Origin of the sequence: uncultured Megasphaera sp. (genome assembly GCF_900539295.1) — a bacterium.
Classification (GTDB): Bacteria; Bacillota; Negativicutes; order Veillonellales; family Megasphaeraceae; genus Megasphaera.
The window spans coordinates 1-23,005 of sequence record NZ_UQBH01000007.1 but is presented as its reverse complement, the minus strand read 5'-3'; the positions used below and the strand labels follow the sequence as shown (position 1 = coordinate 23,005).

16 protein-coding genes are annotated in these 23,005 nt (G+C 48.4%); 11 read left to right on the top strand and 5 right to left on the bottom strand.

Annotated elements, in window-relative coordinates:
- The first annotated feature begins 144 nt into the window (after positions 1-144).
- A complete protein-coding gene (locus QZQ46_RS03445) occupies positions 145-948 on the top strand; it encodes a TIGR00730 family Rossman fold protein (protein WP_296826854.1) in 804 nt (267 codons plus the stop codon).
- A gap of 16 nt (positions 949-964) precedes the next feature.
- Here the strand turns inward: QZQ46_RS03445 and QZQ46_RS03440 are convergent, their stop codons facing one another.
- Entirely contained in the window at positions 965-2,329 is a 1,365-nt protein-coding gene (locus tag QZQ46_RS03440) for a PhoH family protein (protein ID WP_296826853.1), read from the bottom strand.
- A 157-nt stretch (positions 2,330-2,486) separates the two neighbouring features.
- On the opposite strand from QZQ46_RS03440, the gene QZQ46_RS10570 reads away from it, so the two are divergent.
- Both QZQ46_RS10570 and QZQ46_RS03435 read left to right on the top strand, forming a co-directional pair.
- Positions 2,487-2,606 carry a hypothetical protein gene (locus tag QZQ46_RS10570; protein WP_366135329.1) on the top strand — a complete coding sequence of 40 codons (120 nt, stop codon included), beginning with the start codon at positions 2,487-2,489 and terminating at the stop codon, positions 2,604-2,606.
- A gap of 95 nt (positions 2,607-2,701) precedes the next feature.
- Positions 2,702-3,058, top strand: coding sequence for a PTS glucitol/sorbitol transporter subunit IIA (locus tag QZQ46_RS03435; protein ID WP_296826851.1), 357 nt, complete (start codon positions 2,702-2,704; stop codon positions 3,056-3,058).
- A gap of 117 nt (positions 3,059-3,175) precedes the next feature.
- On the opposite strand, the gene QZQ46_RS03430 is transcribed toward QZQ46_RS03435, so the two are convergent.
- From QZQ46_RS03430 to QZQ46_RS03415, 4 genes are all read right to left on the bottom strand, one after another.
- Positions 3,176-4,954, bottom strand: a complete 1,779-nt coding sequence (locus QZQ46_RS03430) for an adenine deaminase C-terminal domain-containing protein (RefSeq protein WP_296826849.1) — start codon at positions 4,952-4,954, stop codon at positions 3,176-3,178.
- A 12-nt stretch (positions 4,955-4,966) separates the two neighbouring features.
- The gene (locus QZQ46_RS03425) at positions 4,967-6,304 is read right to left on the bottom strand and encodes an NCS2 family permease (protein WP_296826847.1); all 1,338 of its coding nucleotides are present in this window, start codon (positions 6,302-6,304) and stop codon (positions 4,967-4,969) included.
- Between the two features lie 286 nt (positions 6,305-6,590).
- Complete coding sequence (locus QZQ46_RS03420; protein WP_296826845.1) at positions 6,591-7,430, bottom strand: LemA family protein; 840 nt, start codon at positions 7,428-7,430, stop codon at positions 6,591-6,593.
- 9 nt (positions 7,431-7,439) lie between these two features.
- Positions 7,440-8,204 (bottom strand): hypothetical protein, encoded by a 765-nt coding sequence (locus QZQ46_RS03415; RefSeq protein WP_296826843.1) that lies wholly within the window; start codon positions 8,202-8,204, stop codon positions 7,440-7,442.
- A 240-nt stretch (positions 8,205-8,444) separates the two neighbouring features.
- Between QZQ46_RS03415 and QZQ46_RS03410 the strand changes: the two genes are divergently transcribed.
- From QZQ46_RS03410 to QZQ46_RS03375, 8 genes are all read left to right on the top strand, one after another.
- A complete protein-coding gene (locus tag QZQ46_RS03410; protein ID WP_296826841.1) occupies positions 8,445-8,735 on the top strand; it encodes a YciI family protein in 291 nt (96 codons plus the stop codon).
- Between the two features lie 466 nt (positions 8,736-9,201).
- Entirely contained in the window at positions 9,202-10,263 is a 1,062-nt protein-coding gene (locus QZQ46_RS03405; RefSeq protein ID WP_296826839.1) for a hypothetical protein, read from the top strand.
- 107 nt (positions 10,264-10,370) lie between these two features.
- Positions 10,371-14,165: an ESPR-type extended signal peptide-containing protein gene (locus QZQ46_RS03400; RefSeq protein WP_296826838.1), complete on the top strand. Its 3,795-nt coding sequence runs from the start codon at positions 10,371-10,373 to the stop codon at positions 14,163-14,165.
- 325 nt (positions 14,166-14,490) lie between these two features.
- Positions 14,491-16,491: a hypothetical protein gene (locus QZQ46_RS03395; RefSeq protein ID WP_296826836.1), complete on the top strand. Its 2,001-nt coding sequence runs from the start codon at positions 14,491-14,493 to the stop codon at positions 16,489-16,491.
- 9 nt (positions 16,492-16,500) lie between these two features.
- Positions 16,501-17,865, top strand: a complete 1,365-nt coding sequence (locus tag QZQ46_RS03390) for a lecithin retinol acyltransferase family protein (protein ID WP_296826834.1) — start codon at positions 16,501-16,503, stop codon at positions 17,863-17,865.
- A 37-nt stretch (positions 17,866-17,902) separates the two neighbouring features.
- Positions 17,903-19,666, top strand: coding sequence for a TM1812 family CRISPR-associated protein (locus tag QZQ46_RS03385; protein WP_296826832.1), 1,764 nt, complete (start codon positions 17,903-17,905; stop codon positions 19,664-19,666).
- 295 nt (positions 19,667-19,961) lie between these two features.
- Entirely contained in the window at positions 19,962-20,420 is a 459-nt protein-coding gene (locus QZQ46_RS03380; RefSeq protein WP_296826830.1) for a hypothetical protein, read from the top strand.
- Between the two features lie 132 nt (positions 20,421-20,552).
- A complete protein-coding gene (locus QZQ46_RS03375) occupies positions 20,553-22,547 on the top strand; it encodes a TM1812 family CRISPR-associated protein (RefSeq protein WP_296826828.1) in 1,995 nt (664 codons plus the stop codon).
- The last annotated feature ends 458 nt before the right edge of the window (positions 22,548-23,005 follow it).

The window sequence follows — 23,005 nt, the reverse complement described above, 5'->3', positions numbered from 1 at the left end:
TCGCCGATAAAACTTGCCGGACAGCTGCGGTTTTTCCTGACATTTATACGTCGGAATACTCCTCACATATGCTATAATAGATAGTATTATTGTAGCATACAATGGCCGTCAAGGCCATGAATCTAGAGGAGAGAAGGGAATACGATGAACATTACTGTCTATCTCGGCGCCAGCCGGGGAAAGGACCCGCGGTATGAAGCCTATGCTTCAGCCTTAGGGGCTTGGATTGCCGAACACGGGCACACCTTGATTTACGGCGGCAGCCGAACGGGACTCATGGGAGCCGTAGCAGCGGCAGCTCTTAAAAAAGGAGGTGCCGTCATCGGCGTCGAGCCTCAGGAATTTATCGATACGGCCCTGCAGCTGGAAGGACTGACAGAACTCATCGTCACGCCGGACATGGCTTCGCGAAAAGCCAAGATGATGGAACTGGGCGATATCTTTCTGGCTTTTCCCGGCGGCTTCGGCACCTTGGAAGAAATCAGCCAGGTCATGAGTGAAGTAAAGCTCGGCCATCTCAAAGGGCGCTTCGCCTTCCTCGACTTCAACGGCTATTATCAGCCCCTGAAGGCCTTCTTAGAAGCCATGTGCGACCAAGGCTTCGTCGATGCCAAATGGGTGAAAGCTGCCGCTTTTCTGCCGTCTTTGGGAGCTCTCAGCGCTTTTGTCGCTGGACGGGATCTGCCCAGACCCGGCGAAACGTGGCGTCACTTTAAACAGAAGCGCTACCGTATCATCGGCCTTGCCGACGATGCTGCGACGAAGGAAACGTACGTCGTCTACAAAACCTTATACGGCGAATACCGCGATTTCATCCGTCCCTTAGAGATGTTCCTCAGCGAAGTGGATCACGAAAAATACCCCGACGTCCGTCAGCGCTGGCGCTTTGAGAAAGAAGACAGTCCCTGCTCGTGGAATCCGGCAGTATCACAGCAGTACCTGAAATAACCGCTAAAAGCCGGGCTTACAGCCGCTGAACGGCATCCAAAGCCAGGGGCGACCGTTCGCATTCGTCAGCCCGCATGGTCAGCTGATAGCACAAGGGGCTGCCCTTCATCTTGCCGGCGGCATAGGTCAGGCCGTTCGTCCGTTCGTCGAGGAAGGGACGGTCGATCTGGTTCGGGTCGCCGACGAGGATGATCTTCGTGCCCTTGCCGGCACGGGTAATGATGCCCTTTACCTGATTGGGCGTCATGTTCTGCGCTTCGTCGATGATGAGATAGGTCTTTTCCAAAGAGCGGCCGCGGATGAAGTTTAAAGCCTCGGTCTGAATGAGGTGGCGGTCGAAGATTTCTTCAATCTTTTCGGCCAGTTCCCGTTCATTTTCATAGCGTTCGGCTTCGTTGCTGTCGATGAGCTGCTCCAAGTTGTCGATAATGGGGCGCATGAGGGGAGAAATCTTTTCCTGTTCATCGCCGGGCAAAAAGCCGATATCGGAATCGAATTGGGCGTTCGGCCGGCAGATGAGGATGCGCCGGTATTCGCCCGTCGGATGGTTGACGATTTTTTCAAGGCCTACGGCCAAGGAGTAGAAGGTCTTTGCCGTACCGGCCTGGCCCTTGATGATGACCAGCGGTGCTTCGTCAGCAGGCTGCATGAGGGCTTCCTGCATGAAATACTGGCCGGCATTTCGCGGCTTGATGCCGTAGGGGTTCATGCGGCCGTAGGTCAAAGGGATGACCCGGCCCTGATGGACTCGGCCTAAATGGGTTTTGCGAAGAGAGGCGTCGGCCTGTAAGATGATGAACTCATTTTCCTGTACCGTCACGTCATAACGCTGGGCATCGCCGTCGATTTGGTAGAGGCGGCTGATGTCGATGCCTTCTTCCAAAAAGGAATCGAAGTCGCTTTCCGGAACGTAACAAGTCTGACGGCCGGTATAGCCGTTCTTTTCCGGCAGTACCTGTTCCGTACTGAAATCTTGGGCTTCAATATTCAGCACCTGGGCTTTGAGCCGCAGCACCAGGTCTTTAGTGACCAAAATGGGCTGGCAGCTTTGCAGGTGGCAGCAGACTTTCAGAATTCGGTTATCGGCCTGATCTTCAGGCAGCGATTCCGGCAGCGCCTCATGGACGCAGTTAATCTCGATACGCACCGTGCCGCCGTTATCAAGGGCTACGCCGTCCAGTAAATTCCCGCGAAGCCTTAAACGTTCCAAAAAGCGGATGGCTTGACGGGCATTGAACCCGCGTTCACCATCCGCTTTTTTTAATCCGTCCAATTCTTCAACGACAACCAGGGGAATAACGACATGATTATCTTCAAAACACTGCATAGCATACGGAGCCTGAATCAGGACATTCGTATCGAGCACATAAGTCTTTGCCATAAAAATCCCACCTTTTAGTCTATTTTTTACAGCATACCAAAGGAACATATAGAATATGTAAAACACTGGAAAAATTCAATGTAAAACATTTAAAATCTTCTTGACCGTTTTTTACTTTCTTTTCTGACAGATTCCTAGGTATTCATCGTGGTTCCGGATGGTTAAGGAATATTTCGGCCTGACCGTTGAAAGGGCATTGAAATCATATACTGTGGCGACTTGTTTTGCTTCGGTTACAGCTATCTTGCTAACGCTGGGAATATCTGTTATATTTTAAGCTATACAGAAAAAGTTTATTTGCTTAGCCTCTGTTACAGCGATTTTGTTAACGCTGGAATATCTGTTTAAGATGTACAGAAAGGAGCTGCTATTATGAAATACGAAGCAAAAGTTACTGCGATTGGGGAATCTGTCCTGTCGTTTATGAAAATACGAAACAGCATTATCATCTTCGATAACGACGTTCCCTATGCGTATGAAAATATGGTCGTGTCCCACACCAAGAGCACCTTGTCCCAGCCTATTGAAGTCGGCGACAAGCTGCTCATTGCCGATGAAGAATATCTGGTTAGTGATGTCGGTTCGGAAGCCAATCAGACCTTGAAGGAACATGGTCACTGCACCCTCGTTTTCGGAGTCGGGATAAAGGCAGAAATGCCCGGCCAAATCGCCTTGGAAGGCAAAAAGGTTCCGCGCATTATGATCGGTGATATGATTATCTTTTTATAACTGTTAGCAAGGATATCTTGAACGGTATCTTATGAAATCGCCCCCATGACGTAGTTGTTCTATGTCATGGGGGCGATTTTGTATCGGATGATTATAATTTTTTGTTTTGCTAAGAAATTACGGTTTCAGTTGCAAAATGGGGTCAAAGTAAGCCAGTTTCGTATAGTCGACGTTGCCGCCGTCGGTGATGGCAAGGTCGGGAATAGCCGTAATGGGCAGGAAGGAGAGGTAGAAGATCGGGTCCGGCAGGCGGCTTCCGAGGGTTTTCGCCCCTTCATCGAGTTCGTTTTCTTTCTGAGCCAGTTCTTCCGGCGTCATGTCGGAAGCGATGCCGGCAATGGGCAGAGGCAGGAAGGATACAATCTTTCCGTCGAGGACGACGACCTGTCCGCCGCCGTTTTCGATGAGGGTATTGGCTGCCAATGCCATATCTTCGTAGTTGGCACCGGCGACGACGAGGTTGTTGTCATCGGGAGCGGCCGTCGTGGCAATGGCGCCCTTGGTGAGGGACCAGCCGGAGATGAAGCCTTTGGAGACGTTGCCATTTTTGCCGTAGCGTTCGATGACCGAGACTAAGGCCACGTCTTTTTCGGCACTCGGGCGAACGATACCGTCTTTGACTTCGAGTTCGACGTCACGGCGTTTGCGCATGAAAGGACCGACGCTGTTGATGGTTTCGACGACGGCCGTCCCTTCTTTGAGGTCGACGTGGTAGGCAAAGTCGAGGGGACTCATCTTTTCGTGCTGTACCGTATTCAGCAGGGCTGCATCGCGGGCCGGTACGGTGTAGGTGAAGACGTTTTTCTTGTTTTCAGTGATGACCATGCCCTTACTGATGACCGTTTCGACGGTGAAGGTCCCGGGCTGGTCGATGAGGAGGATATCGGCATCTTTACCGGGGGCAATGGAGCCGACGCGGTCGTCGATTTCATAGGCTTCGGCAGCATTGATGGTGGCCATCTGGATGGCCGTCATCGGAGCGAGACCGGCAGCAATGGCCAGGCGGACCATGTTGTCGATATGGCCGGTCTTTAAGATGCCGCGGGCGTGGACGTCGTCCGAGCAGAAGCTGGTGTGGCGGGCGATGCCCGGGGCCCCTTCGGTGATGGCCCGGACGTTTTCCTTCAGGAACTTGGTGACTGCCGATTCGCGGATGATGGTGTGCATCCCTTTGCGGGCCTTTTCTAAAAATTCCTGATGATCGTAGCTTTCATGGTCGACGCGGACGCCGCTCATGAGGTATTCGTTGAGGTCCTTGCCGCGGGCCAGGGGGCTGCAGCCGAAGATGGGGCGATGGTATTTTTGAGCCAAGACCAAAGCTTCGAGGGTATCGGGATCCTTCGTTTGGACGGCTTCGCGGACGAGTTCCCAAATGCCGTAGCAGTTCGGGTTCTGGTGGTATTTGGCGTGATCCTTGGCCGTGACATTGTAGGCGATGGTCGATACGGGAATGGTGTACGGCGTTTTATACGGCAAGGCCCAAAAGACCTTCAAGGGCGAGGCGTCGATTTCTTCAAAAATCGGGCCTAAGCCGTCGACGCCGATGACGGAAATGTATTCGTCAAGGCCGCTTACGATGCTCGTCGTGCCGCAGGGAACGACGGCCTGGGCAAAGCGGGTCATGCTCATCTTACTGCATTCCACGTGGATATGGCAGTCGATGAGGCCCGGAGCCAAATACTTTCCCGTCCCGTCGACGGTCTTGGTGTCAGGGCCCATGTAGTCGGAAATATCACTTTCAACGGCGACGATTTTTCCCTTATACATGGCGACGTCAGCCTTATAATATTCGCCGGTGTTGACGTTTATAAGGGTGCCGCCGACGATGGCCAGGTCGGCCTTGATTTTGGCTGCGCCGGCATCGATATAGTCGGATAATAATTCTTTCGTAAGCATAGGGCTACCTCCTTAGAATTTAAGAATCGTCAAGGTATAGAGCAGGATCAGGAACAGGACGAACATGACCCAAATGAGGGGATTCAGTTCTTTCCGGCGGCCGGCAATGGTCATCAGAATCGGGTAAAAGAGGAAGCCGAAGGCGATGCCGTAGGAAATGTTAAAGGTCAGGGGCATGCCGATGATGACTAAGAAGGCCGGGAAGGCCGTTTCGAATTGATCCCAGTGAATTTCGCGGAGAGACGACGTCATGAGGACGCCGATGATGATCAGGGCCGGCGCTGTGACCTGGGCCGTAACGACCGACAAGAGGGGCGAGAAAATCATGCTGAAGCCAAAGAGAATGGCGACGACGATAGCCGTAAGGCCTGTCCGGGCACCGACGGCAATGCCGGCCGACGATTCAACGTAAGCGGCGGTCGGCGTCGTTCCCATGACGGCCCCGCCGAGCATGGACAGGGAGTCGGCCATGAGGGCTTTCCCGATGCGGGGCATCTTGCCGTCGTGCATGATGCCGGCCTGCTGGGCAAGACCGATCAGGGTTCCAGCCGTATCGAAGAAGGCGACCAGGAAGAAGATGACGACGACGGCCCACATCTGCGGGTCGGTGACGATGGCGCCCATGTTGGCGACGCCGACGCCAAAGGTCGGTTCCAGGCTCGGAGCCATGGAAATGATGCTGTCCGGCAAGGGGATGAGATTGGTGACAAGGCCCAAAACAGCCGTCAGGACGATGCCGTAAAAGATGGCGCCGGGAACCTTTTTAGCCATGAGCATGGCCGTTACGAAGATGCCGAAAATGGTCAGCCACGTCGTAGCGACCTTAAAGGAACCGATGGCGACCATCGACGACGGGTCGGCCATGACGATGCCGCCGCCCTGGAGGCCGACGAAGGAGATGAAGATGCCGATACCGGCAGCCATGGCGTACTTTAAGTCTTGAGGAATGGCGTCGATGATGATTTCACGCAGTTTGAATAAGGATACCAGGGTAAATAAAATGGATGCAATGAAGACGCCGCCCATGGCCTGCTGCCAAGGCATACCCATGGCCAGGACGATGGAATAGGTGAAAAAGGCGTTGTCGCCGAGGCCCGGAGCAATGGCGATGGGGTAGTTGGCCAAAAAGCCCATGAGCAGGCAGCCCATGATGGCCGATAAGGCCGTCGCCGTAAAGACGGCACCGGGATCCATGCCGGCATCGCCTAAGATGATAGGATTGACGAAGAGAATGTAAGCCATGGAGACGAAGGTCGTAAGACCCGCCAGGCATTCGCGCCGCACCGTCGTATTATGTTCAGATAAATGGAATAATCGTTCTAAAAGTCCGTTTGATTGAGGTTGGGACATGTTCGTTAAACCCTCCTTTAAGGAAAAATAGAATAGGCCCAATGACAGAAGCTGTCTTTTGGCACTCGGAACGAAAAATCGGCCTTGAAACAAAAAAAGAAATAGCCGAACATACGCCATTAGCGTACATAGCTATTTCTTTTGCCGAAGCCTCTAGCGCCACTAGAAGTCCTGTTATTGAATTTATTACCCGTTCATTATACCGACAACCGTCGGTATTTGTCAATGAAGGCTTTTCGGACGGCAGCGGGCCGGAATATCATAGAACCGACCGCCCCGGTATGGATCAATCGTCGGCTGCCGCCTCGGTCAGTACGGCCGTATCGGCAGGGTACTTGGCCTTGCATTCCGGGTAGTTGCTGCACGTCCAGTAGTCCTTGTGAGACAGGGTCCGTTTGTGCAGGTAGCCGGTGCCGCAGGTCGGGCAGAGGCGGATGACCGGTTTTCCGTCGTCGTCAGTGAAATCGGCCTTGCATTTTGGGTTTTCGCAGCGCCAATAGGGACCGAATTTTCCCTTCAGCTGATGAATTTCAGACTGGCATTTGGGACAATGATAGACCGGTTCCGGCATAACCTCCTTGACCGAACTTTCGATGACCGGCGGCGGTGTTTCCGGAGCCGTCTTGATTTCGGCGGGACTGGCGTCGAGATCCTTCTCTTTTTGATTGTATTCGGCGGGCTTGAAGCCAAAGAGAGGCGCCAGCAGGCAGTAAGGAATCTGGCTGCGCAGGGTCTGATAGTTGCTGACGGCCTGGTTATATTCCTGACGGCTTTCTTGAATCCGGAGTTCCAAGGCTTTCACGCTGTCCATGAGGGACTGATAGGTCTGATTCGACTTCAGCTCCGGATAAGCTGCGGCTAAGGCCTGGAAATTAGCGTTTTGACGAGACATGTTCGCCAGGCTCGCTTGCGTGAGGGTATTGCTTTCGCGTTGGCTGAACTGCTCGGCAATGACGTAGAGGTGATAGAGCGTCGCTTCCCGCTGGGCCTTATACGTCGAAATATCGGCCAATGCCTTGCGGACGGGCTCGCGAGTGCGTCCGAGGGTATTGTAGATGTGAATCAAATAGCGGAGGACCCAGATGGCGATAAGGATTTCGCCGATGGTCTTCAAAATATCGAACATAGAAACCTCCTACTTGTCTTCCAAATCCCAGTCGTAGTGCTGCATTACGAGCTGCGTAATGATGACGTCTTCCGGGTCAAACTCGGGATGCTCTGTATAATCGACGGGCTGCGGACGGCTGCGGTCGATGGGCTGGGGAATGTTGTAGGCAATGCTTAAGGAATATCCCGAGCGGCTGCTGGTATCCCAGGTGTAGATGATTTGCTTGGCAAAAGCACTTCCGTTGAGCTGTCCGTCGAGATAACGAGAGCCCGTCGGACCTTTTCCTAAGGCTTTGGTCATATTGTCGGCTGCCAATTTAAAATCCGAAAGGCCTTCCTGCATGATGGTTGAGACGTCATCGGGCTTCAATTTTTTTACGTCATCCGATTTGACGGTCATCTTCAGTATAGCGGAATAATTGCCTAAAGGCCGGCCCTTTTTAAAATCAGCCTCCAGGGCTTCGCGTTTCATGACGTAGGGCACCGTGTCGTGCTTTTCAGAGCGGCCGTAAGTGTGGACAATGCCGATTTGGCCATTGTCGTAAGCTTCTAAAATACTTGGCAGCTTCCACATCTTGGTCTGCGTCGAGTTATTATAGTTCCAACCGGTAACGCCGGAAAAATTCTTTTTGAATTCTGCATCCGACATGCCGAGGTACATCGTATAGACGTTGGACGGATTGCGGCTTATGACGTCGGCTTCCTTGGTCAGATCAAGGGCAAAGCCGGTCATTCCCGTTACGGTCAAAAGGCCTGCAAAAAGGCCGGTACAAAAAACTTTCTTCCACTTCATCAAAACGCCTCCTTTAGAAAATCCCTATGGGAAACAGTCTTCACTTCAATAGTAAATAAATTATCAGATCTGAAAAACAATCCATATGTTACAAATTCGACATGCGACATAAAAATCCTTCTCTCCGAAACTGACGAAAGGTGTCAAAATTTTCTAAGCAACGCCTTGCCCGGACTAAACTCCATGCTGTAAGCTGTAAGTATCAAAGCGACTCAGCCATTGAAAAGGAGGTCATGCACCATGTTTATTATCAGCGAATACTTGAATCCGGAAAACATTCCTCAGGACCAGGCAGAATCTTTATTTCAGCAGCATGTGGAATGGTTTACCAAACATTTTAATCTGGGACATTTCGTCCTCGTCGGGCCCTACATCGATATTCCTAAGGCCGGCATCATGCTGTCCAACCTGACTTCGCGGGAAGAACTTGACGCCATCCTCGCCGAAGACGTGTTTGCTAAGGACGACATGGCTCGCTATGAAGTCCATGAATTTAAAGCGGCCATGGTATCTACTATAAAGCCGGAATAAAGGTAGGCAGTCATCACCGGTATTTCCTAACAGCCCTGTTTCATCGTCATCAAAATGATGGTGGAGCAGGGCTGTTTTGCGTCTGTCTCTTGTCTGAAAGGGCTGATTTTATAAAGCTCGGCGTAGTGTTTAGGTCGATTCCTTGTCTTCATCACAAAATGATTTATAACTGGTTTGCATGACCCCATACTCTTATATTAAAAAAATATCATAGAAATATTGTTAAAATGTGTTAACTATGACAGAATTAGGACAATTAATATGTTATACTAGAAAGAAAGCTATACAAATATTCGCCCTTAATTAATTTATAATGTGTTATATAATGCCTGCTATTTTAAACAAAATTTATAAAATGGGACTATTTTGTTTTATTTATGAATTTTATATAGAAATATAACATAAATATGTATACAGTATTTTGCTTTTAATAAAGGCGGGGCGAATGGAAGGGAAGGATGTCATCATGTCATTTGCATTTCAAAAGAACCGCAAGGTCCTTATCGGTCTTTCCGCGGTCTTAGTCATTCTTATCGGAGCCTTGTTGTTTTATTTTCTCTATTGGGTCAAGACACCGGCTTATTCTTTAGGACTTGTCCAAAAGTCGATAGAAAACCACGATTTGCCGACCTTTAGACGCCATGTTGATTTGAAGTCTTTATACAGCCGCGGCTTCGATGACCTCATGCAGGAAAGCTTGGGCGAGGACGCGTCCAATGCCTTTGTGTCCGGCATCGTCGCGGCCCTCAAAGAAAACATGATTCAAACGATGATCACCGAAACCGAGAAATACGTCGAAACGGGGAATTTTGAAAAGCCGGCCCAAAGTGGTGGCAAGAATCAGGCTTCGATTCAGGAAGTCAGCCAGAAATTAAATACGCCGGATCTCGAGTATTCCGGAGTTAAAAGCACGCAGATAGACGGCAACATTGCCATCGTGACCCTTATCCTCCACGATAAGAAGGTCGACAAAGACTTTGACCTGAAAATCAAAATGCGGGCCATTGACGGAGGCGAATGGCAGGTCGTCGAAGTGGCCAACTTAATCGAATTCATGCAGGAACAGGAAAAGGCGACGCAGGAAAAACTGGCTGAAATCAATGCCCCGGTCAAGAAAGAAATGGACGCTGCCTTCGACGTATCCAATCGAATCGCCGGCAGTATCGTCAGTCAGAATTCCTTCTTCCCGTCCCATTATATCCGCTTCCAGATCGGTTATACCCTGCCGACGCCGGATAAAAAGGTGAGCTCCGTCATGGGTTATCTGAACGTTAAGGATAAAGACGGAAAGACCGCTGTCACCCTTCCCGTCCAAATCGATAACATCGATAAAAATTACACCGCTTCCGATTACAGCAGCGATAAGATTTGGACCTTTGACAGCGAAAGCGAAAAATCCTTGAATCCCTTCATCGATAAGGAAAAGAAAATCTACACCGATGGTCTCAATAACTATACCTTAGAATTCACCATCCAAAAGATGACCTTTGCCGACGGAAAGGTCCTTGAATTACAGGACAAATTATAGCTTAGCAAAAACAACATAGATGGCTGCTGTGAAGAAAGCCAATCTGATTCATATAGCTGATTACCAATCCCATAATACTAATAATCATGAGAGAGGAGACGTTTATTATGAATAGGATTTATAAGGTTATTTGGAGTCATGTAAAACATCGATATGTCGTCGTGTCCGAATTGGTTCGAAGTAGCAGAAAACAATCGGGAGGCCAAGTCACCAAGAAAATGGCAACCGTTCTCGCCGTGGTTGCTCTGACGGCTGGCACCGGTGGTATGGCAGACGCCGCCACCAACGGAAGCTGGACGACGGCAACTGATTCCAATGGCAACTTCACAGCCCACATCGACACGGAAAATACGATGGGCGGTGGAGCGAAGGATAACACCGTTGTCGGGGACGGTAATAAAGTACATACCGCTAATAATGATATTATCGGTGATGAAAATGAATTAGGTATAGATACTGGAAGTAACTATGTTATCGGTGATGGAAACACGATTTCATCATTACAATCCTCATGGATTATTGGTAATGATAATAAATTATTTACCAATGAACCTCTTGGTTATTGGGACTATCGTAACTCACTAATTCTGGGGAGTAGAAATACATCGGCTGAAGAAATCAATAGTACAATTTTAATTGGCAATGATAACAAAGTAACTTCGTATATAGCAGACTCCGTAGCAATTGGTAACGGTATGGAATTCGGCTTCAACACAAATGAGTCAGTTATTATCGGGTATAAGGCAAAAAATGGCCCATCCTTAGAAGAAGCTGAACAAATTTCGACATCGCCGGGCAGTAACTATTCAATCGTTATCGGGTCTGAGGCTAGTAATAAATCGCCTGCTAGTATTGTAATTGGTGCGTGGTCTAAAATGGGCAATGATAGTGATGGTTCAGGCAGAGGCATCGTTATAGGCCCGGGTATTGCCATCGGAGATAAATCAGAGGACTCCATTGCTATAGGTTCTGGTAATACTAAAATTAATGATGAAGCAGATGAAGGCATCGCGATAGGTAAAGATGTAACAATCGGAACTGAATCGGATCACGCTATTGCTATTGGGGGCATAAAAGCGAGTGTTGGTAACGATTCTTCGCATAGTATGGCTATTGGGTCTTTTTCAAAGGTTACGGATAAAGTATCGTATGGCTCAGCGATTGGTTATGGAGCATCAGTTCAGAGTTGGTATGCTGTTGCTCTAGGTGATTATGCATCAATCGAAGGGACATCTAATGACTCCCTTGCTATTGGGCATAAGGCGAAAATTGATTATTCAGCACAGAAGACGGTTGCTATTGGCAGCGAGTCTCATATTGGAACTGAGTCTGATGACAGTATTGCTATAGGTGTTAAGTCTAATATAGGTACAGGCTCTGATGAGAGTATCACTATTGGGGCCAATACTACGCTTAATGATGAGTCCGATGGTTCGATAGCATTGGGTGCAAATTCAAATATTAAAGGCTTTAATAATATCGCGATAGGCTATACCGCACAAGTCACAGATGATAATGAAGATGTTGAACAAGCAATTTCTTTAGGATATAAAGCTAACGTTAACGGTACATATAGTACCGCGATAGGGAGTGAGGCTTCTATCATAGATAATGCTAAAGAGACATTGGCTATCGGGTATAAAACAAATGCTAACGGTTCGTATGGTGTGGCCTTGGGCGGGGAATCTATAATCACCGGTGGAGCTACATATGCGACAGCCGTAGGGCATAGCGCTCAATCAGGCAGTGAAGGAGCAACTGTTATAGGTGCAAAATCCACTATTGGTAAAGAATCCAATTATTCTTTTATCGGTGGTTATGATTCCTCTGTGCCGGATAATGTTTTTGGTGCGACTGTCGTAGGCTCTAAGGCCAGTGCAAAATATGACTATACAACTGCTATCGGTGCATGGAGTAAGGTTGAAGCTGATACTGACTATAGTGTGGCTTTGGGGAGTTTTAGTGAAGTAAAAAAAGGTAATTTGTTTACTCGTAAAAAGTTGAAAAACTTCAAAGAAAAACTTGGCGATTTTTATAATGCAAAGTGGAATATTTCAGCCGCAGACGGTGACAATGGTGTTGTTTCAGTGGGTACTCCCGGTGATAAACGACGTATCATTAACGTGGCTAAAGGGCGAATTAGTCCCAACTCGTCAGATGCTATTAATGGTAAGCAGATTTATTACTTAGCCAACGATTTAACGGCTCAAATTGCAAATGCCGGTGGGGTTGTTTCTGCCGGGACCAATATAGCATCTGTTGGTACTGAAAAAGATGAAACCAGCGGTAAAACGGCATATATAGTTAATGCGGAAAATGCCAGTGTCAGTGTAGATGATAATTTTGTTTTAACACCTGCAACTGATAAAACTACGAATATTACCGATTACAACATTAAGTTGAATGATATTGTCACAGTTGGCTCTGCCGAAGGCAAGAAAATTAAAATAGATGGGGCTGTAGGTCATATTACCGGCTTGACCAACAAGACTCTCGATGTTTCCGACTTTGCTATGGTTGGTCGTGCTGCAACGGAAGAACAACTCAAAGCCGCTATGGGTGATATGAAAGCGGATCAACAACTTCGAGACCAGCATCTCGTTGCCAATCCCGATGGAGGTAATTATATCGTTGATGATAAAGGGGAAGTAACCTTAAAAATAAAAGGTGTCGATGAAGACGGGAATGCCACATATACCGATGTCGTTATTGAAGATGTGGCGTCGAAAAAGAAATTCGATGAAATCGTCGGTGACGGTCAGTATTTTGATAATGAAACCGGCAAAGGCAATGTCGTCAATAACGATATGAATGTCACCGAAGCTATTGAAGCCCTGGACAAGGCCGTCGATAACGCTGCAACAGAAGCCGGAAAGCATCGTACCGTTTCTGCCGGTAACGGCATTAAAGTAGAAAAAACGGAAGCCACGGACGACAAGGAAGCGGACTATAACGTATCTCTTGCCAACGACATTACTTTGACGGGCGACGACGGAACCAACACGATTCACATCAACGCCAATGATGGCAGTATCACGGCTTCTCAAAGTATTGCCGTCGGTGAAAATACGTATATCACAACAGACGGCATCAATGCCAACAATCAAAAAATCACCAATGTCAAAGCCGGTGAAGCCGATACGGACGCCGTCAATGTGAGCCAGCTCAAAGGCGTTCAGCAGCAGGTTGCCCAGAACAGCCTGGCCATTAACCACTTGGACAATAAGGTCAATCAACTGGACAACCGCATCGATGAAGTTGGTGCCGGTGCTGCCGCCTTAGCAGCCCTTCATCCGCTCGATTTTGACCCCGATGACAAATGGGATTTCTCCGCCGGTTACGGCAACTACCGCGGTGAAAACTCGGTAGCCGTCGGTGCCTTCTATCGTCCTAATGAAGACACCATGTTCAGCGTCGGCGGAACCGTCGGCAATGGCAACAACATGGTGAATGCCGGCGTATCCATTAAGTTTGGTCAGGGCAACAGCATTTCCACGTCCCGCGTAGCCATGGCTAAGGAAATCAAAGACCTGCGCCGTGAACTGGAAGCTATGAAGTCAGCCATGCTCGACTCCAATGCCGGCCGCAAAATCGATACATCGAAGCTCCAGCTCTTCCCGGACGTTCCCCAGAATCACTGGGCGTATGAATACGTCGCCACCCTGGCCGGAAACGGCATGATTCATGGCTATCCTGACGGAAGATTTGACGGCGACCGCCCCATGACGCGTTATGAATTTGCCGCCATGCTGTATCGGGCTATGGTCAACGGAGCCACCCTTTCGGACAAGATTCTAACTGAATTTGCTCCTGAATTAGAACGGTTCACCGTCGACACCGTTCATACCGACAAAGACGGCAACCCGACGGTAGAACGGGTACGTGCTGCGAAACGTAAATAAGTTATGAAAGGTTTTTCAAAATCATAAGAACGTAACATAGAGACACTCCCTTTGAAGCGGATAGATACCAGAGGTTCCGGCAAGCGTCTTCAAAGGGAGTGTTTTCTTTATATATTGTATAATGCTATGACATCGGATTTATCATAACTCAATAAAACTTACGAATATAGGCCGACTGTAAGTTTCGCAAGAAAGCTTTACGGACATATGAAAAAGGAACTCAAATAAGCTCAATTTCTTGGCAGGATTATATAGAATAAGTGTAGAAATTATAACATATAGAAATGTTCGATTTTTGCACGCTATCATAGGAAGGGGACTTAGCATGTCAGAATTATCAACCTTATTAGCGAATCAGCAAGGACTGCTGGAGAGATTGAAGGGTTTGGATGGGGTCGGAGAAGGACGGAAAAAAGATGAAATTGCTGCCGTGAAGGAGAAACTTCAAGTCATGAACGGTGAAGCGAATCGGCTATATAATGACAGCCGCAACATAATTTTAGACGCCATCAAAAAGCAGCGCTGGTTCTTCATTAAAAATAAGCCGAAGGTCTTCTTTGACAGAGATACAGGATATCTATGGGCCAATCTGAAGCACTTCCCTTGCTGTAAAAAGGGTGGGGGCGGCGATTATGCCAAACGCGAAGCCGAAAGGGTCGTTCAAGCCTTTGATGGCGACGGCTATGCGGACTGGAAATTGCCCCTCTTTGATACGCTTAGAGCCATTATTTCAGACCCATCCTTTCCTTTTCGAGAGGGGGGTGGCGATCGTATATTAAATCGTCGTTATTGGCTCTATCGAACTGGTGATACAATACGAGGCGTTGACCTCGACAAGAATTTTTATCCCTTTAACACTGACAAAGGTAGTGTAATTCCCTATAGTCCTATTCTCGTCGCGGGTTCAACCTATAAAGACGACGTTGCGGTCGATAACAAGGCTTATACAGAAAAAGAACGCCTCCAATTTACGCTGGATCTCTTTGTACGACATGGACTGCAACCCATCTTTACGGATGATTCCATTACGGAATTATACCATCAGGTATACTTTGAAACACCGAACTTGATGGCGGATTTACAGGATCGCATTGGGCAGATTAGTGCGCTTATTCCCTTGTCAGAAACTTTCGACTATCATGATATGCTGGGCGATTACGATGTGTCGGCTATCGACACTTCGCTTATCCAGTACTATACGGCAATCCAGCGCTGGATTGGGACGCTGCTGGAAAAATTAGACGAATACGAAGGCCTGAAGGACGACATTATACGCGAGTTCAACGTCATCAGTCTGACCTTGTCCCGAAAATACGAGGCCGATCCCCATCTGACTGCAGATGAAAATGCCTTGCTGGAAAGGCGGCAGCACTTCTTCTGCCAGCGTTTCTCCCTCGATATGAATCAGGTCAAGGAAAAATTAATCTCCGTCAAGGAACAGGCCGATGCATTGGAAGAGCGGCTCGACGACTTAGATGCCGATGAGCAGTCCCTCACGGCTTGGGCCGCCTTGGATGCGGAACCCCGACCATCTTTTTCCTTCATTGCTGAAAATACGGCTAAGATCATAAAAAAGGCCTTGCTCAAAATTGAATATTTTGAAACCCATAAGGAATTAGTCCAAGAAGCTATCGCTTTGTGGCAGTCTTGGAGCGATGATTACCGGGTATTCAAATCGACGCGGCGTCAAGAACTGCAGCACCTCTGCGAAGAGGACGACATCGAAGCGGAAGTTTGGAGCGCGTGGTACAAGGACTGGCAGAGCCTTCGCCGAAAAATTGAAGAAGGGATGGAACCCCTCGTTGCCTGGAGCTTGAAAGAATTGGTCCTAGATGAGAAGAATGAATTCGTCCAAGGAAAGCTGATGGACCAACTGGCAGCCTATAAACAGCAAATCGACGACTTCTTCTTGAAAGAACGGAAGGGTATCTATCAGAAATATGCATTTCAGCCTGGCGGAGACCTGCAGGATAAATTTGCTGCTGAAAATGACTTATACAAGCGGACCCTGGCTTTTCAAGAGGCTGTTTCCAAGATTCTCTTTTCCTGCCCAAAAAGCGAAGACCGAATCACCATCTTGAAATGGGCCTATCCTTTGTGGAACCTTCAGATCGATGCGGTTCTTCAATTTGTATCCGACTGCAGCCTGGACCAGATTTCTGAAAAAGTACTGCATGAATTTGCCGATTTGAAGAAGCGCAATTATGCTGCCTTCTTAAACGATGTCGCGGCATACAGCAAGGCCCAGAAAGAACGGGAAAAGCAGTATGATTCCCTGATGTTCAAAATGCGTAAGGAATTGGCATCAAATGTCTATCAAAAGTGAGGCGATATTTTGGTACGCAGATTTATCAGGAATGACGGCGTATTCCCTATATTTGTACTCGGTACATTCATTAGTTGCGAGTCTGAAAAATGGGAATGCCGGCGCCCCGTCAAGGGCGACCATATCCGGGTCAAGCGCTATGACGGTCTCTATGCTCATCACGGCATCTATGTTTCAGACGAGGAAGTCATCCATTTTACCGGTACCGGCGACGACAGCGTCCTTGATTGGTCCCAGTGCCGCGTTATCAAGACGTCGCTGGCCCGTTTTCTTGCCGGCGGTACGCTGGAAGTGAAGGACTATACGGATGACGAGTTCAGTGATCTCTATGCCGTTGAGCAAATTGTCCAATATGCCCGATTTTGTTTGGGTGATTCTGGATATCATCTTATCTTTAATAACTGCGAGCATTTTGCCAATGCCTGCACCTTGGGGGCTTATCGGAGCCATCAGGTGGAGCGATTCTTTTCCGGCAGGATGCCCAATGAGGAGGAAGAAAGTATGGGATTTTTCAGTTCAGTCGGTAATTTCTTTAAAGGGCTTTTCGGCGGCAGCAGCGAAAGAACGACTCATTCCTATAATTACGAACCGGACAAGGTCAAGATTGCCGAAATTGAAAATAGGACAAGGGTAAAATTGGCCCAGCTTAAAAACGAGCGAGTAGATCTGAGTAAACAAATCGAGAGCTCAACGAAGGTGAAATTGGCCCATCTTGAAAACGAACGGGTAGACCGGATTAAACAGGCACGAATTGAAATCCTGCAGTATGAAACCCAATCCCAACTGGCGCTGAAAGAGGCTCAGGTACGAGGCTTCCAAAGAGTGGCTGAGACAATCACGGAAATGCAGAAGCAGCTCAATGACATTGCCCAAAAGCGATTGCTTATCCTTGAAAAAGGCTCCTTATCCGTCATTCATGACGTCGAAGTCATGTACGATCAATTGAATGAAAAAATTAATCGGGACAACGATATCTATAATACTGAAAAATTACCGAAGCTCTTAGATATCTTAGCAAAATATGAGAAGGATTCGCCGGCCTATGCCTTGTATCAAAAGCGGATCGACGACGATACGGTACTCCATATGGAGCATATCTCTTTACAGTTTAAAACGATACAAGAGCGGCAGAACCGAATCGTCGACAGCATCTTAGCCGATAAGAATAAGCTCATCGATCAGGCTAACAGCATTACCCTTGAAATGTTGACGCATTTAAACCAGCAAATCATCAATCTGGAAGAAAAAAACATCCCCAATTTGACTGGCGGACAGGACAACTTGCTGTCCCATAAGGACCCCTTGGCCTTGTCAGAAAAGAAAGAGCCCGTCGATTCAAAAGATATAGAAGCCATCGATGGCGATTCGGTGTAGCCCGGAAAGACTGATGAAATAAAAGGGAAGTGAAGCTATGAAGCATATCATGCTGTTGTTTTTACGAGAAGTCCGGCTCAATCGGGACCGCAGCCTATCCGTTTCTCCCTATACGCTTCCTGATGGAACGGTGATTGACTGTGTTCAGCCTCAGGAAGCGGCTCTTCGCCGGACGGCCGCTTCCTTACAGCAACAGGGGGAACCGCTAGACTGCCTGTTCTACTTTTCAACCAAGGAGACACAAGAGACGATCCGATACACTGATGCCGCTGGCCAAGAAAGATGCCTGACCCATGAAGCCCTGTTTCTTGAACGGATACGTCCCTTCGCAGCCCACTGTATCGGCATCGAGTACGATGAACAGAGCCCGACGGCGGAAGGCGTCCGCCCAGTCCTTGACATGACCGACACGATCCGGTCCTTTCTGAAAGAAAAGGGCTGGCAGCCGGAAGACGTCGAGATTTACGCCGATGTTACCGGCGATTTTTGCCATGCCTCGATGATGCTGTCAGTCGTGCAGCTCTTGAAATACTACGGCATCCGGACGACAGCCGTCCTTTCTTCCGACAGTCATGAACAGCCAATCGAAAACGTAACCGACATCTACCGCCTGTTCAACCTCATTTCCGGAACCGATGAGTTCCTCAACTTCGGCAGTACCCGTGAAATCACGGCCTATATGGAAGAATCGGAACAGACGGCGGAAACGGCGGCCTTACTCCAAGCCATGCGTGATTTTACCGATGCCGTGCGAATCTGCCGGACCGGGAAAATTGCACCCCTGGCCAGAAGGCTTCAGACAGCCTTGAAGGCTTTTGAAAAGGCCGGGGCCGTCTCCCTGCAGGAAAAAATCTTCCTGCGTATCCTGACCTTCTTTAAAAGGGAATACGGGTCCCTCCTGAAGGGAAAGGTGACCCACCTCGATATCATTCGCTGGTGTGTCGAAAAAGGCTGTCTTCAGCAGGCTGTGACCTTGTGCAGCGAATGGATTCCCGGGATCATCGTAGCCCGGCATATCTTTTATCCGATTCGTCCTGATATTCAGAACACATGCAATCAAATGAGAAAAAAGTATCAGACTTGGGAGCATTATTTTATCAATACCTATATGCCTAAAAATTTGCGTAGGCAGACGGCCCTTCCCGATGAGGAAGAGGCTTGGCGTAAGGTCCTCTTCCTTTTTGGACAGAATGAGCCGACCGATCGCATTTCGAAGCACTATCCTGAAGCGACGGCCAAACTGAAGCCGTTGTTAGATGACTTGTTTATCGGATCGAAGTTACTGGCGGATATGAAAAAAGCAGGAATCGATCCTTTATCGATAAGGAGCATTTGTCCTAAAACGTATGCTGTCCTCCGTTCCATGTACCTTACGGATAGTAATGTATCGTCATCGATCCTATCGGAAGCGACATATTTCAGTCGCCGCAGACTGAAACATATATGCAATTATTTAGCCCACGCATCGTCGGAAGTGCTTTTAAAGTTCATTCCTGTGGATGTGGTACCGCCGGAAAATATGGAAGGGTACATCCCCGTTCCTATGGGAGATGTACCGAGACTTTATCGTGCCGAAGCGGCGTGGAATATTCGGCAGAAACAGTATGTGAGAATGATGAATTACGGGATCGTTCAATATCGGCCTTCGATGAAAGACGCCTTGGAGATTTTGTGCTACTACTTCAAAATCCGGGTAGAAGGTAATCATATTCATCATATCAACGCCGAAGATACCCTGTCGACACGGGAGGTTACAGACTTAATATCGGGACTCTTACGGAGATTGGATGGCCGCCCTTAGCCGACGGTGATTTTATCCGACTGAACTTGAAAAATCGGCTTAACTGACTGATAGAGACGGGATGTGACTCATTTGACAAGAAAAATCGGAAAAAGTATACTAAACATAAATAAGCGTAATATCTTGGCCGAAGGAAAACCGCATGTGATTCCAATCTCAGAACGAGGACGGGGGCCAGCATCGTATTACAAAAATCCCCGTAAGGGGGCTGAAAAGACCTCCCGATGTAGGAGCCGCTTCCTATGTCCGGAGGTTGTCGTGTCTTTATTTAGCTTGAAGAAGGGAGTGAAGGGCTATGGGAGCGTCCTTTACGGATGACATTATCCTGATAGAAGAGCGATATACCTTTAATTTCTCCGATTGCACTATTACCAATCTTAAAGGCTTGGCCGGGAATGCATCCTTTAAAGAAGTCTGCGAAATATTTCCTCGTCCTCAAATAACCTACACGGATAAATGGAATCGGATCGAAATAGCCTCCGGTGACAAAAAGACAATGGCTCATATCTATGACCATCGAATCGATTTTATCTATGTGTACGATGAACCGCAGGTCGAGGAACATGGTCTCTTTGGCCGGGTGAAGGAAATGCGGGTCCGGTCATTTTTTAAGGCATTTCGAAATCGCCTCATGGCAGAAGACGTATTGGAATTCGGACCGCCGGACGTAAAAGCAATCGTTGCCGAGCCTCTTGGCAGCAATGAAGGGCGGCATACGCCGGGGCATCACGTCTATACGATCGATTTTAAATGATGTTCTGCGAATGTCAGCGTGTCGTCTGCAGCTAAGGGGGCGACGCATATTGAGGAAGCGACTTCGCTGATTTTGACAGTCCGTGACGACGATGGCTGAAGCCGGGACCATACCGTAAAGGGGAGTGAATCGATGAAGCATATCATGATGCTGTTTTTAAGCGAAGTCCACTTGAATCCCGACCGTACCTTATCCTTTTCTCGTTATAAGAACCCTGACGGGACGATGATATATTGCGTTCAAACGAACGAATCAGCCGTTCGCCGGACTGCCGACTTATTACAAAAGCAGGGAGAGCGGCTGGACTGCCTGTTCTACTTTTCAACGAAGCAGACACAGGAAGAAATCAGCTATATCGACGAAGTCGGCGATGAGCGTACGATGACTCATGAAGCCTTGTTTCGCGAGCGGGTGCAATCCTTTGCCGCCCACTGTATCCGCATCGATTACGATGAACGGAGTCAGACCGAGGAAAGTATTCGCCGGGCCCTCGAGATGGCCAACACCATCCGTACCTTTATAGAAGCACAGTCGTGGCAGCCGGAAGACGTCGAACTCCATGTCGATGTTACCGGCGGCTTTCGCCATGCGTCGATGATGCTGCTGTCGGTCATGCAGCTCTTGAAATACGGCGGCATTCGGACGACGTCCGTTCGTTATTCCAACCGCCATGAGCAGCAAGTCGAAAACGTAACCGACATCTACCGTATGTTTAACCTCATCTCCGGCGCCGATGAGTTCATCAATTTCGGCAGCACCTGTGAAATCATGGCCTACATGGAAGGGGCGAAGCAGACGGCGGAAACGAAGATGCTGCTGCAGACGATGGGCGATTTTACCGATGCCGTCCGCATCTGCCGGACCGGGGACATAGCCCTCCTGGCTAAGGAACTCCAGGAAGCCTTGAAGAACTTTGAACAGGCCGGTGCCGTCTCTTTGCAGGAAAAAATCTTTCTGCGCATCTTGGAAGTATTTAAGTCGGAGTACGGCTCTCTCCTGAAAGAAGATTTTACCAACTTCGATATCATCCGCTGGTGCGTCGAAAAAGGCTGCCTTCAACAAGCCATGACCCTGTGCAGCGAATGGATCCCCGGTGAAATCGTGGGCCGGCATATCTTTTATCCTGTCAAAGATTCCATCATCGCCGAATGTAATCGGCAAAAGGCGAATTACCAGACGTGGCAGCAGTATTTTTTGAACGACCTTACCGTCGGCCAGGGGGAAGAGAAAGAAGCCTCGAAAGAAGACCATGAAGCTCCCCAAAAAGAAGAACGATCGGAACAAACGGATCGGGAGAGACGGGAACAGAGAAAGCATACCATGGTCCGAGTCTTTGAATGCACGGGCAAGTTTTCCTCCGTCTCGAAGTTTTTCTCCGATGAGGCCGAACCCTTTAAGCCCTTGCTGGAAGAATTGAATGCCTGTCATCGCGCTCTCTACGACCTGAAAAGAGACTTGCTGACATTGGGGCAATTAAAAGAAAAATTGCCAAGAATCTATACGACTTTATGGGCCATGTACCGCCAAGCTGCAGAAGATCCGGACTTTACTCGGACTGCAGAAGACTACTTCAAAACCCGTGAGATGGGAGATGTCTATGAGTTTCTGAAAATGGCACCGTATGAATTGTTTCAGATTCTGCTGCAGTCTCCTGAAGGGGGCGAAGATGACCTGCCTTCTGAAGGGATTTCAGCTGCTGAAACGGTAAAAACCACCCCATCTTCGACAGCCGATGAAACTTTGGGAGACGACGTGATTTCGGCGGATCATGAAAATTCGGAAGATGATGTGATTTCTGAGAAGTACCGGCTCGATGAAGCCTTAGAAAAGGGCGTTCTGCCGGGGAGTAACGAGCCGTCTGAGGGCTATATTTTCGGCATCTACTGCGAGGATGACAATTGGAACAATCGTCAAGCCAATTACTTACGACTGATGAACCATGGCGAAGCTGGCTATGTGCGGCCGGTCCGAGCGACCTTGGAAATCCTTTACAACTACTGGCAAATTCGTATCGAACGGAACAACATCAACCACGCCAACGACCAGGGATCTTTGTCGATAGAAGCCATGAAAGACCTGATTCTCGATTTGCTGCGGCGAATGAAAAACATCGCAGAGCGTGAATAGGGAGAACCGTCGGAGTTTGACAATTGACCAGAAATGAAGGAAATACGTTAGCCGAAATAAAACGATTTTGGTGGGAAAAAACGCCGAGGTTTGAAAATTGAAAAAAGGGTACCCCCATAGGTTTGAAAAAATCTCCTGTGGGCCCGCTCTGGGCGCGGGTACTGGGGGACAGAGTCGTATTTTACCCAAATCCCCGGATTTAATTAGACTCTTTTTAGAAAAAAGAGTTTGTACCATAGGGGACTGAACAACCTCTGGATATAGGAGCTGATTTCTATGTCTGGAGGTTATTTTACGATTGACATTTTGTTGCAAACAGGATATACTGATTTAAGCCGAATGATTGACTGTTTAGGCGCATGTTTTAGAACTATTACAAAGAATGGTTCTATACGTGCGCCTTTTTTGGTTCTATAATAAATGTTGGGGTCTTGTGGACACTCCTGTTCACAAGGCCC